This window comes from Haematobacter sp., assembly GCF_032102465.1.
Taxonomy (GTDB): Bacteria; Pseudomonadota; Alphaproteobacteria; order Rhodobacterales; family Rhodobacteraceae; genus Haematobacter.
Genome location: NZ_DAMDHB010000003.1, coordinates 52100 through 64888, shown reverse-complemented (window position 1 = coordinate 64888; position 12789 = coordinate 52100). Strand labels below are relative to the sequence as shown.

Here is a 12789-nt window from a genome sequence, read left to right as displayed (position 1 = left end):
CCTGCCGGCCCCCTCCCCCTCACGCGAAGTCGAGCACCACGCGGCCGTCGATCTGCCCCTTCTCCATCCGGGAAAAGACGTCGTTCACCTCCTCCAGCTTCGCGGTGGAGGTATGGGCGTGCACAAGCCCGCGCCCCGCGAAATCCAGCGACTCCGCCAGATCGAGCCGGGTGCCTACGATCGAGCCGCGTACGGTGATCCCCTCCAGCACCATGTCGAAGATGGGCAGCGGGAAATCCCCCGGCGGCAGGCCGTTCAGCGCGATGGTGCCGCCCCGGCGCGCGAATTTCAGCGCCTGCTCGAACGCCTTGGGCGACACGGCCGTCACCAGAACGCCATGCGCGCCGCCGATTTCCTTCTTGATGGCGGCCACGGGATCGGTGGTCTTTGCGTTGACCGTCACCTCCGCCCCCAGTTCGCGGGCGAGTTTCAGCTTGGAGTCGTCGATATCGACGGCCGCGACATGCAGCCCCATCGCCTTGGCATATTGCACAGCCATATGGCCCAGCCCGCCGATGCCGGAGATCACCACCCATTCGCCCGGGCGCGTGTCCGTCATCTTCAGGCCCTTATAGACGGTCACCCCGGCGCAGAGCACGGGCGCGATCTCCACGAAGCCCACCTCCTTCGGCAGATGGCCAAGATAGTTCGGATCGGCCAGCACATATTCAGCAAAGCCGCCGTTCACGGAATAACCGGTGTTCTGCTGCAACTCGCACAGCGTCTCCCAGCCGCCCAGACAGTGCTCGCAATGACCGCAGGCGGTGTAGAGCCACGGCACGCCCACCCGGTCCCCCTCCTTCACGGCCGTCACGCCCTTGCCGACGCCAACCACGTGACCGACGCCCTCATGGCCCGGGATGAACGGCGGCTTGGGTTTTACAGGCCAGTCGCCATGCGCGGCGTGGAGATCGGTATGGCAGACGCCGCAGGCCTCTATCTTGACGAGCACGGTGCCCGGCGCCACGTCCGGCACCTTTGCTTCCTCGATGACGAGCGGCTTGCCGAACTCCCGCACGACGGCGGCTTTCATGGTCTTCTGCATGACGTCTCCTTTGGCAATGAAAAACCTCCACGCCGTGGGGGACGCGGAGGCGTCTCAGGTTGGGAAATGGGGGGGCGGACGGGCGCGCATGGAAGGCGGCCCGTCCGCAGCGCCGATCAAGGTGTGGAGGGGAAGGCACCCGGACCGGAACCCTCTTGCGGCAGCGGGCCAAGCCGGTCCGCGCCGAATGGAGGAACAGGCTCCCGGCCGCGCCGGAAGCCCGGAGGGGATCAGAAGAAGCCGAGCTTGCTGGCGCTGTAGCTCACCAGCATGTTCTTGGTTTCCTGATAATGGTCGAGCATCATCTTGTGCGTTTCGCGCCCGATGCCGGACTGCTTGTAGCCGCCAAAGGCCGCGCCCGCCGGATAGACGTGGTAGCAGTTTGTCCACACCCTGCCCGCCTGGATCGCACGCCCCATGCGATAGGCGGTGTTCCCGTCGCGGCTCCATACGCCCGCGCCCAGACCATAGACCGTGTCGTTGGCGATCTCGATCGCCTCATCCGCGGTCTTGAACGTGGTGACGGACACGACGGGCCCGAAGATCTCCTCCTGGAAGACCCGCATCTTGTTGTTGCCCTCGAAGACCGTCGGCTGGATGTAGTAGCCGCTGGACAGATCACCGCCGAGCTTGGCCGCGTCGCCCCCCGTCAGCACCTTCGCGCCCTCGCGCTTGCCGATGTCGAGATAGCCCATGATCTTCTCGTACTGCTCGGCCGAAGCCTGCGCCCCGATCATGGTGGAGGGGTTCAGCGGGTCGTCCTGCGTGATCGCCTGAACACGCTTCAGCGCCTTCTCCATGAAGCGGTCGTAGATGGACTCGTGCACCAGCGCGCGGGACGGACAGGTGCAGACCTCCCCCTGGTTCAGCGCGAAGAAGGCAAAGCCCTCCAGCGCCTTGTCAAGAAAACCATCGTCCTCGTCCATCACGTCGGCAAAGAAGATGTTGGGCGACTTGCCCCCCAGCTCCAGCGTGATGTTGGTCACGTTCTGCGCGGCATAGCCCATGATGAGCTTGCCGACCTCGGTGGAGCCGGTGAAGGCGATCTTGGCGATGCGCGGGTTTTCCGCGAGCGGCTTGCCCGCCTCCGTCCCCAGCCCGTTGACGATGTTGACCACGCCCGGAGGCAGCAGATCGCCGATGATCTCGAACAGCACCATGATGGAGGCCGGCGTCTGCTCTGCCGGTTTCAGCACCACGCAGTTCCCGGCGGCCAGCGCGGGGGCAAGCTTCCATGCACCCATCAGGATCGGGAAGTTCCACGGGATGATCTGGCCGACAACGCCCAGCGGCTCGTGGAAGTGGTAGGCGACGGTGTCATTGTCGATCTGGGAGATCGTGCCTTCCTGCGCCCGGATGCAGCCCGCGAAATAGCGGAAGTGATCCGCCGTCAGCGGAATGTCTGCGGCCATCGTCTCGCGCAGCGGCTTGCCGTTGTCCCAGGTCTCTGCCGTGGCGATGGTCTCAACGTTCTGCTCGATCCGGTCGGCGATCTTCAGCAGGATGTTGGACCGTTCGGTGGGCGAAGTGCGGCCCCAGGCATCCTTCGCCTTGTGCGCGGCGTCGAGGGCAGCTTCGATATCCTTGCCGTCCGACCGGGCAACTTCGCAGACGACCTTGCCGGTCATCGGCGAGATATTCTCCATGTAGCGACCCGACTTCGGCGCGACCCACTCTCCACCGATGTAGTTTTCATAGCGCTTCTTGAACGGAGACTTGTGATGCTGCTCCGAATGGGTCTGGGTGTCTGCCATGATTTCCTCCTGTTCGTCGGCCCCTCCTCGGGCCGTCTGAAGGAGAGTTTAGACATTCGGATGCGCGATGAAGCCCCCGCCGTGCCATGCTGCGCCTGCAACTGTCTCACCCGCGATACAGTTGCGCAGCGAAGTCCTCAGGAAACCTGCACGCCGAGTTGCTTCATCTTGCGATAGAAGGTCGCCCGTCCGATACCCAGTTCCCGCGCTGCGGCAGAGACATTGCCCCCGGCGCGGTGCAATGCCCGCAGCATCTCCGACCGTGCCGCCTCATCCAGTCCGCCGGGGCTGTCCTCCCCCAGAATGTCGCTGGCGGGGCGCCGGGCAAGGATGTCCTCCTCCGTCAGGCCAAAGCTCCGCCGTGCCGCGCGCGTCGCACCCAGGATCAGGTCATCCCGGTCAACCGCGAACAGGATCGGGCCGGTGGTGTCACGCCCCTCCAGCGTCAGGATCCGGGCGGTGACGAAGGCTGCCCGGAACAGTTCGCGCTCTATCCGTCGCGCGGCATCGACGACGGCCAGCGAGACGAGCCGCGCATGGCCCTCCGTCAGGTCCCCCCGGACGGAAGATACGTCGATCACAGCGGTAAGCTGCCCCTCCGGGCCGAAGACGGGCGCGCCCATGCAGGAGAGCTGCGTATGGGTCGCGCGGAAATGCTGGGCGCGATGGATGATGACGGGGCGGCGTTCCGCAAGGCAGGTGCCGATCCCGTTCGTCCCCTCCTCCGACTCGCTCCAGTTGGCGCCGGCGACCAGACCTGCGCCGGAGAACCACGCCTGATCCGAACTGCGGGTTCGATCGTCGATCACCAGCCCGTCGCCATCTGTCAGCAACACGGCGCAGCCCGCATCGAGCGCGGCCCCCGCCAGACGGTCCAGCACGGGTGCGGCGATCCGCAGGAGCGGGCCGACCCGCTCCCTCCGGTAACGGAGCGCCGCGTTTTCCAGACGGCCCACAGCATGACTTTCCGCCGGATCCAGCTTGTGATGAACGAGGGAGCGGCGCCAGGAAGCCGCAACCGGAGATCGCGCGGCGTCGCCCGATGCGGCGACCGCCATCACGTTCTCCACATGTCCCCTCTCGAATTGCGAGAACATTCCAGCCTCCACTCTGTCCTGTCTCCACAAGGGAGGATGGCTCAGTCGGGACCATGTAGCAATAAACTTGTCGTCAACCGAAACGTGAACGGGAGGCGCTCGTCCCGACCGGGGTTACTCGTCCCCCGCCGTGTCCCTCTCCGCTACGTCCCTTTCCGCCGCGCCAGTCTCGTCCGTACCAGTCTCGTCCGTGCGCCGTGAAGCGCCGCGGAAGCCCGTCGCCACGACAAACTTCTCCGAACTGTCCGACCGGCTGGCCGGTGGCTTCACATGGGCGACCTTGCGGAAGTTCTGCTTCAGCAACTGCTGCAAATCCGCTTCCGCCCCGCCGGCGAGAACCTTGGCGACGAAGGTGCCGCCCTCCTCCAGCACGTCGAAGGCGAAATAGGCCGCGGCCTCGCAGAGCGCCATGATGCGCAGGTGATCGGTCTGCTTGTGCCCAGACGAGGCTGCCGCCATATCCGACATGACCACATCCGCCTTGCCCCCGAGCCAGCTCCGCACCACATCGTCCGCCCCATCGGAAAGGAAGTCGAGCTGGTGCAGCTCCACCCCCGCAATGGGTTCCACCTCCTGCAGATCGACGCCGAGGACGGTGCCCTGCTTCTTCCCCCCGCGATCGCCGAGCGCGTTCACCCGCGCCACCGCCACCTGGCTCCACCCGCCCGGCGCACAGCCGAGGTCCACCACCCGCGCACCGGGCACGAGGAAGTGGAACTTGTCGTCCAGCTCCAGAATCTTGAACGCTGCGCGCCCGCGGTAGCCTTCCCGCCGGGCGCGTTGCACGTAGGGGTCGTTCAACTGCCGCTCCAGCCAGAGAGTGGAGGAGAGCTTGCGCCCCTTGGCGGTCTTGACCCGAACGCGAAGCTCGCGCTGGCCGCGGCCGGATGTTCCCTTTTCCGTCGTCATGTTCTTCCTCGTCAGAAGCCGTCCGTCAGCACGCCGTCGGCCGACATCTGGGCGTAGAGCAACCCCTCCCTCAGACCGCGATCCGCGACGGACAGCCGGTCCGTCGGCCAGACGCGCATCAGCGCCTGCAGGATGGCGGAGCCGGACATGATGAGCGCGTGGCGGTCGCGCCCGATGCGCGGATCCGCCCGCCGCCCCTCGGGGCCGAGCGTCAGGTAGTTGCGAATAACCGAATCGATCTGGGCAGAGGTCATCCTCAGCCCATCGACCTTGTTCCTGTCATACCGGCGCAGTCCAAGGAAAGAAGCGGCAACCGTCGTGACCGTCCCGGACGTGCCGATGATCTGGAACCCCGCGCGCGGATTTTCCGCGTTATAGGGAGAAAAGCTCGCCAGGTTCTCCTCGAAATGCCAGCTCATCAGGGCGAAGCGGGCAGCATCGTCTTCCACATCCTCGAACTGGTCGCGGAGGGTCGCCACGCCGAGCGGCACGGAAATCCAGTCCACCACCTTGGCCGCCGGACCCCGCTGCGGCGCATTGAAGCCCCGGTGAAGCCGCATGATGGCGGCGGGCCTGTCCGCCCGCGGCACCTGCGACAAGTCGATCCAGACAAGCTCCGTCGAGCCGCCGCCGATATCCACGACCAGCAACTGCTCCGTCCGGTGTGACACGAGCGGCGCGCAGGAGATGACGGCAAGCCGCGCTTCCTCCTCCGGCGGGATTATTTCGAGGCTGAGACCCGTTTCCGCCCGGATCTGCCGCAGAAGCTCCCGCCCGTTGCGGGCACGCCGGCAAGCCTCGGTCGCGACCAGCCGCATCTTGCGGACGCGGTGCGTCTCCAGCTTGCGCTGACAGATGCGCATCGCCTGAACGGTGCGCGCCATCGAGGCGCGCGACAACCGGCCGGAGGCTTCAAGCCCCATGCCCAGCTGAACCGCTTTCGAAAAGCTGTCGATGACATGGAACTGGTTGCCGCGCGGTTCGGCCACCAGCATCCGACAGCTGTTGGTTCCAAGGTCGAGCGCGGCATAAAGCTCGCCCGTCTCGGGGGTCTTGGCGGCGGTCGGTTCGACCTCTACAGGGATCGCGCCCGCAGCCTGTGGACGCATGGGCGTCATTTTACGCCCTCCGGGTAACGTGTTGCGTCCAAGCTAATCACTGGCAGCCCCCTCCGCAAGCACGAGCTTCCGCTAGCGGGTCCGCCGGGGCGCTGCTAGCATCCCGTTATCCTGTTGGAGGAAGACATGTATAAATCCATTCTCGTCGCCATTGCCCTCGATCACGGAGATGCCGCAAAGGCGCTGCTGGACCGGGCGAAACAGCTTCTGGAACCCGGCGGCACCATCCGTGCGGTGAACGTGGTCGAGCCGATTCCCGCCTATGTCACGGCTGAAATCCCGCCCGATCTGTTCATGAACCAGAGCGGCCGCGCCGAGAAGGACATGCACGACCTGCTTGCGGGCTACGAAGGCGTCGTGCCGGAGATCCGCGTGGGCGGCGCGGCGGCAGAGATCATGGCCGCGGCGGAGGAACATGGCTCCGACCTCATCATGATCGCATCCCACAAGCCGGGGTTCAGCACCTACTTCATCGGCTCGACCGCGGCACGCGTCGTCCGCCATGCACAATGCTCGGTGCTTGTCAGCCGCTGACCATGAGGATTTCCCCAAGGATTGAGGCGATCACCGCCGCCGGTGCCGACGGCTGGGAGATCTACTACCGCACACGGGAGCTTCTCGCGCGCGGGGAGCGGGTGTTGTCGCTCACCATCGGAGAGCATGACACCAAGACCGACCCGGTGATTCTGGAGGCGATGCACCAGAGCACGCGCGCCGGAAACACCGGCTACGCCTTCGGTCCGGGCAATCCCGAGCTGCGGGCGGAAGTGGCGGCGCGGGTCGCCGCGCGGACGGGCGTTCCGACCGGGCCGGAGAACGTCATCATCACGCCGGGCGGGCAGGCCGCGCTCTTTGCCGCGCATATGGCACTGCTCGACAAGGGGGATCGCGCGTTGCACGCCGATCCCTATTATGCCACCTATCCCGGCACGATCCGGGCGGCAGGCGGTGTTCCGGTGCCGGTCCCGACCCGCTCCCGCGACGCCTTTCAGCCGAAAGCGGAGGACATCCTTGCGCGGGCGGATGGCGCAAGGACGCTGCTCATCAACACGCCGAACAACCCGACCGGCGTCGTCTATGACCGGCCCACGCTGGAAGGAATCGCGCAGGCGGTCACGGATGCCGATCTGTGGCTGATCTCGGACGAGGTCTATGACACCCAGATCTGGGAGGGCGAGCATCTCTCGCCCCGCGCGCTTGCCGCGATTCGGGAGCGGGTGCTGGTGGTCGGCTCCATGTCGAAAAGCCATGCGATGACCGGCTCGCGGCTGGGCTGGGTGGTGGCCGAGCCGGAGGTGATCGAGGCGCTGGCGGTTCTCGCCACCAACACGACCTATGGCGTTGCCCCCTTCGTGCAGGATGCGGCGCTTCACGCGCTGCGCCTCGGGCCGGAATTCGAATCGCGGATCGCGGAGCCGTTCCGCAGACGCAGGGACATCGCCACGCATCTCATCGCGGGTCAGAACGTAGTGCGGCTCGTCCCCTCCTCAGGTGCGATGTATCTGATGCTGGACATCCGCGCGACCGGGCTTTCGGGCAACGACTTTGCCGGGCGGCTTCTGGACGAGGAGCGCATCGCCGTCATGCCGGGGGAGAGCTTCGGTGCAGCGGCGGCGGGGCATCTGCGGGTGGCGATGACGATTCCCGACCCGGCTTTCGAGGAGGCCCTCGGGCGGCTTCTGACGTTTGCCGCGCGTATCGCTGCGTGAACCGGCAATAAAAAAGGCGGGCACAAAGCCCGCCTTTTCCGTTCGACCCGTCAGGATCAGAACTTGTAGGACAGCTTCGCTTTCAGCGTGTAGCCGTCGATATCAACGCGGCTGCCGTCGAAGTCGCTGTAGTCGTGGTAGAGAGCTTCCACGCCGACGACCCAGTTGGTGTCGTAGAGGTAGTCCGCGCCCACACCGGCGACCCAGCCGTTGTCCTTGTAGTCGTCACGGCCGACCGTGAACTCAGTGCGCGACCAGCCGGCGGTGCCGTAGAACAGCCAGTTGGCGGGAGCGTAACCGACTTTCAGTTTGGCGGCATAGCTGTCGCCCTGGTCGATGCTGCTCCGGTCGGCATTGGTGCCGCTCACGTCGGAGAAGTCATAGGTGAGTTCACCGCCGACAACCCAGCCATTGGTGAAGCCGTAGTTGTAACCGGCGTGCAGACCGTAGACCGCGCCGTCGGAGTCACCCCAGCCGCGACCGGCCGAGAAATCACCGTAGCCAACCTGAGCACCGCCGTAGAAGCCGGTCCACGGGGAAGCAATGGGGGCCACATAGGTGACGGGAGCCGGCGCCGGCTCGATAACCGGGGCGACCATGTTGCCAGCGAAGGCCGCCGGGGCGGCGACGGCGCTAACCAGAGCTGCAAGAGCAAGTTTTTTCATAAGATATACTCCATCTCCTCGAACCGCGCTGAGGCGGCGTCCGACCGGGTTTATGTCCGATCGTTGCCGTGCCATCTATCGCCGCAGAAAGCGGTTTCAAAGGGGGGCTCACGCGAGCGTGAGTATTTTCTATGAAGCGACGGATTTCTAAACGTTTATTTGGCCGTTTTTGGCCCAGAATCGCTCACTTTTGCCGATTTTCGTAATAAACTGCGACATGCCGATGTATATGTGTCACAGTTCCATGAAATTATAATGACGTACCGTAATAAATCTTGCGCAAGACGTCACTCTTTCAAGGAAATTACCCTGACATTCTGGCCGCGAGCCGTCAGCGCGATTTCTCCACGGCATAGCCGAAGGGCATCTTCGCCGAAGACTTCGTTTCGCCAACCCTTGAGTGCCGGCACATCGCGACGCCCGGCCGCAATCGCATCGAGATCGGCCGCGGTGGCAATGAGCTTCTGCGCGACGCCGGCATCCTCCGCCTTGGCCTTCACCAGAACCCGAAGCAGATCGGCCAGCGCCGGATTGACGTTGAGCTGCTCCCGGCTCTCCTCGACATGCGGAAGGTCTTCGGGCTTTCGCGTCAGCCCCTGACGCACCGAAGCCAGAATTCCCTCCGCCACCTCGCCCCGCCGCGCTTCGCGCTGCAGCAGGCGGGAGCGGCCCAGTTCTTCGGCAGTCGTCGGTTTGGTGGAGGCGAGTTCCAGAAGCGCGTCATCCTTGTAAACACGCGATCTGGGAACATTGTGGCCCTGAGCATATTCCTCCCGGAATCGCGCAAGCTCGCGCACGACAGCAAGAAAACGGCCCGAATTCGTCCGGGTCTTGACCCGGTGCCAAGCCTCCTCCGGCCGCACGACATAGGTTTCGGGGTCAAGAAGAACGGCGATCTCCTCCTCCACCCATTTCTGCCGGCCCGTATCGGCAAGCTGCTGCGCCAACACCTCGTAAATGACCCGGAGGTGGGTCACATCCGCGATCGCATAGGTCTTCTGCGCAGGCGTCAGCGGGCGGCGGGACCAGTCGGTGAAGCGGGAGGTCTTGTCGAGCGACTCATGCGCGATCTTGCGCACCAGCGTCTCGTAGGCGACCTGCTCGCCGAAACCGCAGACCATCGCGGCAACCTGCGTATCGAACAGGGGTTTCGGCAGAACATTGCCCTGAACGAAGAATATCTCCAGATCCTGCCGCGCGGCGTGAAACACCTTCACGATGCTCTCGTCACGGAAAAGGTCGTAAAGCGGCTCCATCGACACTTCGCCCGCGATGGGGTCTACCAGCACCGCCTCCCCGGTCTTTCCGGGCAGCGCCAGCTGGACGAGGCAGAGCTTCGAATAATACGTTCGCTCACGCAGGAATTCCGTATCGATGGCGATATAGGGTTGCCCCTTCGCCCGGTCGCAGAAAGCGGCCAGTTCTTCGGAAGTGGTGAGTGTCTTTACAGTGGTTTCGGGCAAGGACTCTGCCATCGCGAAAATTTGACTGTCCCGTCATAGGGAAAAGCCGGCGGAAAGAAAAGTCCCGGAAAGATTTATGCTTGGGCGACGGCGGTCAGAGCCTTTCCGACGTCTCCGCCAGCATTATCGGAGAGCGGTCGCCCGCCGCATAACGCCGCAGCACCGCCGGGTAGAGAATATGCTCCTGACCGAGGACACGGCCCGCCAGCGCCTCCGGCGTATCGCCCGGCAGAACGGGAACGCGCGCCTGACCAAGTATCGGGCCGTTATCCAGCACAGCCGTCACTTCATGAACGGTGCAACCTGCTTCCTGATCTCCCGCCGCAATGGCGCGCGCATGGGTGTGGAGGCCGGGATACTTCGGCAGGAGCGAGGGATGGATGTTGAGCATCCTCCCCTCGAACCGCGCCACGAAGTCAGGCGTCAGCACCCGCATGAAACCTGCAAGGCACAGGATATCCGGCTCCGTCGCGAGAAGAGGCCGGAGGAGTTCCGCCTCGAACGCCGACCGATCTCCCTTGAAAGGCCGGTGATCCACGGCAGCCGTGGGCACGCCAAGCTCCGCCGCACGCAGCAGTCCCTGTGCTCCCGGATCGTTGGACGCGACCAGCACGGGCCGCGCCGGGTGATCCCCCGTCATGCTGCGCACAAGGGCCACCATGTTGGACCCCCCGCCAGAGACGAGGATCGCGACCCGTTTCACGCCAGCGCGCCCCGGTAGCTCACGCCCTCGCCCGCGGTGACCGTGCCGAGACGGAAGACGGCTTCGCCCTCTCCCTCCAGCAACGCGGTCAATGCCTCCGCCCGGTCGGCGGCCACGGCGAGGATCATGCCGATGCCGCTGTTGAAGGTGCGCAGAAGCTCCTCCCGCTCCATACCGGACACGTCCGACAGCCAGCGGAACACCGGCGGCAGCGTCCATGCGGCAAGATCGATCTCCGCGCCCAGACCTTCGGGAAGCACGCGGGGCAGGTTTTCCGTGATGCCGCCGCCGGTGATATGCGCCGCGGCATGAAGACCGCCCGCCTTCCGCGCAGCAAGAACCTGCTTCACATAGAGACGCGTCGGGGTCAGCAACGCATCCCCAAGCGTGCCCTCGCCAAACGGCGACGGCGCATCCCAGCCCAGCCCGGACATCTCCACCACCCGGCGGACCAGCGAGTAGCCGTTCGAATGCACGCCCGAGGAGGCGAGACCGAGCAGGACATCGCCCTCCCTCACCCCCTGCGGCAGGTCATCGCCCCGCTCCATCGCTCCCACGGCGAAACCGGCAAGATCAAAGTCGCCGCCGTGATACATGCCCGGCATCTCCGCCGTCTCTCCGCCGATCAGCGCACAACCGGAGGCGGCACAGCCCTCGGCGATGCCTTCGATGATGCGGGTCGCAGCGTCCAGCTCCAGCTTTCCTGTCGCGAAATAGTCGAGGAAGAACAACGGTTCCGCCCCCTGGCAGACGAGGTCGTTCACGCACATGGCGACGAGGTCGATACCGATGGTATCCACCCGGCCCGTGTCGATGGCGATGCGAAGCTTGGTGCCCACGCCATCCGTCGCCGCGACCAGAATGGGGTCGCTGTAGCCCGCGCCCTTCAGGTCGAACAGCGCGCCGAACCCGCCCAGCCCCGCCACGGTGCCGGGCCTGTTGGTGCGTTTCGCCGCGGGCTTGATCCGCTCGACGAGCGCGTTTCCAGCGGCGATATCCACGCCTGCCTCAGCATAGGTGAGACCGTTCCGCTTCTGCGGGTCTGTGGTCATCTGCGCCTCCGAGATTCGTCCGCGCGACCGATAGACGATACGCGGGCTTTCCACAACGCTTTCGGCTCAGTTGATGGTTGCGGGAACCGGGAAGCATCCGGGCGGGTTTGTCGGCAGCAACTTTTTTCGGAGGATAAGATGATCCTGAATGGAAAATCCGCAGTTTTTGGCGCCCTGCTGGCGCTCGGCCTGAGTGGTGCCGCCTTCGCGCAGGGCACAAGCCAGAATGCCGTTTCCGCCGCCGACAGCGCGGCCCCCGGCCCCTACGCGGGTTGGCCGGTTCTTTCAAAGGAAGGAATTCCGGTCGGTCGCGTGACCTATTCCCCCGAGGCGGTGGACGGCAAGCTTCCTTTCATCGTGGTCTATGGGGAAGACGGCTCGAGCTTCCGTGTCACCAACGGTGTGGAAATGATTGGACCGGATTCGATCGTGCTGACCATTTCCAAGGCGGTGATCGACAGTTCCGCCAGCGACAACTTCCGCAACATCGTCGTGCAATGAACTGGTGGAGGGCGCGCAGGAGCCCTCCTTCCCCCTTGACCCGGACGGGCCCGCCACCTAGGCAGAGCGTGGCGGGCCTGTAGCTCAATGGTTAGAGCAGGGCGCTCATAACGCCTTGGTTGGGGGTTCGAGTCCCTCCGGGCCTACCACCCGCTCCAGTCCCTGCGATCCTTGGTCACCAGACCTGTCGGTCACATGTTGCTTCCTGCCGCCCTGCCAAATTTCAAGCGCCAATCAGAAGTCCGCCCGGCATGGCTTGAGTACAAAGAACCTGCGGCCCGCTCGACCACGGCCATGATTTTGCAGGAGCGGGATAGCGCCGGCATCGGCCGCATCAGCCCTGCGCTGTGGTTCAAGATCGCTATGAAAATTCAGGCAAATTTAATGGTGCTGTGAGAGAGGATTGAACTCTCGACCTCTCCCTTACCAAGGGAGTGCTCTACCACTGAGCTACCACAGCAAACCGGTCCGGGTGGGGATATTGTGCTTCCCAGAGTGGACGCCGGCTGATTAGTCGGAAATCCGCAGGGGTGCAAGGCCAAACTGGACGGATTGCGACGCCTGCGATAGAGACGGCACATGACCCGGCAAAACAGTGGCAAAAGCGGTGGCAAAGCCGCTACGGAACGCGAGGAGCGGTTGCGCGCGGCGCTCAGGGCGAACCTTGCCCGGCGCAAGGCGCAGGCCCGCGCGCGCGCTGTGTCGGAAACGGAAAACCCGCAGGACGCGGACAGCGACCAAACCGGCACAGACCGGCAGGAATGAGGCGAGCA

14 protein-coding genes and 2 tRNA genes are annotated in these 12789 nt (G+C 64.7%); 6 read left to right on the top strand and 10 right to left on the bottom strand.

The window, feature by feature from the left end; translation table 11 throughout:
* Window positions 1-19 precede the first annotated feature (19 nt).
* The 5 genes from adhP to RT513_RS03560 form a co-directional block, all read right to left on the bottom strand.
* Entirely contained in the window at window positions 20-1045 is a 1026-nt protein-coding gene (gene adhP / locus RT513_RS03580) for an alcohol dehydrogenase AdhP (RefSeq protein ID WP_290684931.1), read from the bottom strand.
* 230 nt (window positions 1046-1275) lie between these two features.
* Complete coding sequence (adh, locus tag RT513_RS03575) at window positions 1276-2799, bottom strand: aldehyde dehydrogenase (RefSeq protein WP_290684933.1); 1524 nt, start codon at window positions 2797-2799, stop codon at window positions 1276-1278.
* A gap of 137 nt (window positions 2800-2936) precedes the next feature.
* Window positions 2937-3896 (bottom strand): GAF domain-containing protein, encoded by a 960-nt coding sequence (locus tag RT513_RS03570; protein ID WP_290684935.1) that lies wholly within the window; start codon window positions 3894-3896, stop codon window positions 2937-2939.
* Between the two features lie 114 nt (window positions 3897-4010).
* Entirely contained in the window at window positions 4011-4805 is a 795-nt protein-coding gene (locus tag RT513_RS03565) for an RlmE family RNA methyltransferase (protein WP_290684937.1), read from the bottom strand.
* An 11-nt stretch (window positions 4806-4816) separates the two neighbouring features.
* Entirely contained in the window at window positions 4817-5923 is a 1107-nt protein-coding gene (locus tag RT513_RS03560; RefSeq protein ID WP_035707995.1) for a Ppx/GppA phosphatase family protein, read from the bottom strand.
* A gap of 126 nt (window positions 5924-6049) precedes the next feature.
* Here RT513_RS03560 and RT513_RS03555 point away from each other — a divergent pair, with 126 nt between their 5' ends.
* Window positions 6050-6457: a universal stress protein gene (locus tag RT513_RS03555; protein ID WP_035744680.1), complete on the top strand. Its 408-nt coding sequence runs from the start codon at window positions 6050-6052 to the stop codon at window positions 6455-6457.
* A 2-nt stretch (window positions 6458-6459) separates the two neighbouring features.
* A complete protein-coding gene (locus RT513_RS03550; RefSeq protein ID WP_290684941.1) occupies window positions 6460-7632 on the top strand; it encodes a pyridoxal phosphate-dependent aminotransferase in 1173 nt (390 codons plus the stop codon).
* A 56-nt stretch (window positions 7633-7688) separates the two neighbouring features.
* On the opposite strand, the gene RT513_RS03545 is transcribed toward RT513_RS03550, so the two are convergent.
* From RT513_RS03545 to purM, 4 genes are all read right to left on the bottom strand, one after another.
* The gene (locus RT513_RS03545; RefSeq protein ID WP_179209111.1) at window positions 7689-8297 is read right to left on the bottom strand and encodes an outer membrane protein; all 609 of its coding nucleotides are present in this window, start codon (window positions 8295-8297) and stop codon (window positions 7689-7691) included.
* 287 nt (window positions 8298-8584) lie between these two features.
* Entirely contained in the window at window positions 8585-9760 is a 1176-nt protein-coding gene (gene rnd / locus RT513_RS03540) for a ribonuclease D (RefSeq protein ID WP_256947226.1), read from the bottom strand.
* A 94-nt stretch (window positions 9761-9854) separates the two neighbouring features.
* Window positions 9855-10463: a phosphoribosylglycinamide formyltransferase gene (gene purN / locus RT513_RS03535; RefSeq protein WP_088214230.1), complete on the bottom strand. Its 609-nt coding sequence runs from the start codon at window positions 10461-10463 to the stop codon at window positions 9855-9857.
* Window positions 10460-11515: a phosphoribosylformylglycinamidine cyclo-ligase gene (gene purM / locus RT513_RS03530; RefSeq protein ID WP_088214229.1), complete on the bottom strand. Its 1056-nt coding sequence runs from the start codon at window positions 11513-11515 to the stop codon at window positions 10460-10462. Before purM ends, purN begins: the two co-directional genes overlap by 4 nt.
* 138 nt (window positions 11516-11653) lie before the next feature.
* On the opposite strand from purM, the gene RT513_RS03525 reads away from it, so the two are divergent.
* The 3 genes from RT513_RS03525 (at window position 11654) to RT513_RS03515 (ending at window position 12412) form a co-directional block, all read left to right on the top strand.
* Window positions 11654-12016 carry a hypothetical protein gene (locus RT513_RS03525; protein WP_088214228.1) on the top strand — a complete coding sequence of 121 codons (363 nt, stop codon included), beginning with the start codon at window positions 11654-11656 and terminating at the stop codon, window positions 12014-12016.
* 73 nt (window positions 12017-12089) lie between these two features.
* Window positions 12090-12165, top strand: a tRNA-Ile gene (locus tag RT513_RS03520).
* Window positions 12166-12211: 46 nt separating this feature from the next.
* Window positions 12212-12412: a hypothetical protein gene (locus tag RT513_RS03515; protein ID WP_290684946.1), complete on the top strand. Its 201-nt coding sequence runs from the start codon at window positions 12212-12214 to the stop codon at window positions 12410-12412.
* Here RT513_RS03515 and RT513_RS03510 read toward each other — a convergent pair.
* A tRNA-Thr gene (locus tag RT513_RS03510) sits at window positions 12402-12476 on the bottom strand. The genes RT513_RS03515 and RT513_RS03510 overlap by 11 nt on opposite strands.
* A 119-nt stretch (window positions 12477-12595) precedes the next feature.
* Between RT513_RS03510 and RT513_RS03505 the strand changes: the two genes are divergently transcribed.
* The gene (locus RT513_RS03505) at window positions 12596-12781 is read left to right on the top strand and encodes a hypothetical protein (protein WP_088214227.1); all 186 of its coding nucleotides are present in this window, start codon (window positions 12596-12598) and stop codon (window positions 12779-12781) included.
* Window positions 12782-12789 lie beyond the last annotated feature (8 nt).

Coding starts and splice junctions, on each gene's coding strand:
- RT513_RS03525 (WP_088214228.1), top strand. CDS start 11,654: ATGATCCTGAATGGAAAATCCGCAGTTTTTGGCGCCCTGCTGGCGCTC.
- RT513_RS03505 (WP_088214227.1), top strand. CDS start 12,596: ATGACCCGGCAAAACAGTGGCAAAAGCGGTGGCAAAGCCGCTACGGAA.
- adhP (WP_290684931.1), bottom strand. CDS start 1,045: ATGCAGAAGACCATGAAAGCCGCCGTCGTGCGGGAGTTCGGCAAGCCG.
- RT513_RS03550 (WP_290684941.1), top strand. CDS start 6,460: ATGAGGATTTCCCCAAGGATTGAGGCGATCACCGCCGCCGGTGCCGAC.
- RT513_RS03555 (WP_035744680.1), top strand. CDS start 6,050: ATGTATAAATCCATTCTCGTCGCCATTGCCCTCGATCACGGAGATGCC.
- RT513_RS03565 (WP_290684937.1), bottom strand. CDS start 4,805: ATGACGACGGAAAAGGGAACATCCGGCCGCGGCCAGCGCGAGCTTCGC.
- RT513_RS03515 (WP_290684946.1), top strand. CDS start 12,212: ATGTTGCTTCCTGCCGCCCTGCCAAATTTCAAGCGCCAATCAGAAGTC.
- RT513_RS03570 (WP_290684935.1), bottom strand. CDS start 3,896: ATGTTCTCGCAATTCGAGAGGGGACATGTGGAGAACGTGATGGCGGTC.
- RT513_RS03560 (WP_035707995.1), bottom strand. CDS start 5,923: ATGACGCCCATGCGTCCACAGGCTGCGGGCGCGATCCCTGTAGAGGTC.
- purM (WP_088214229.1), bottom strand. CDS start 11,515: ATGACCACAGACCCGCAGAAGCGGAACGGTCTCACCTATGCTGAGGCA.
- adh (WP_290684933.1), bottom strand. CDS start 2,799: ATGGCAGACACCCAGACCCATTCGGAGCAGCATCACAAGTCTCCGTTC.
- RT513_RS03545 (WP_179209111.1), bottom strand. CDS start 8,297: ATGAAAAAACTTGCTCTTGCAGCTCTGGTTAGCGCCGTCGCCGCCCCG.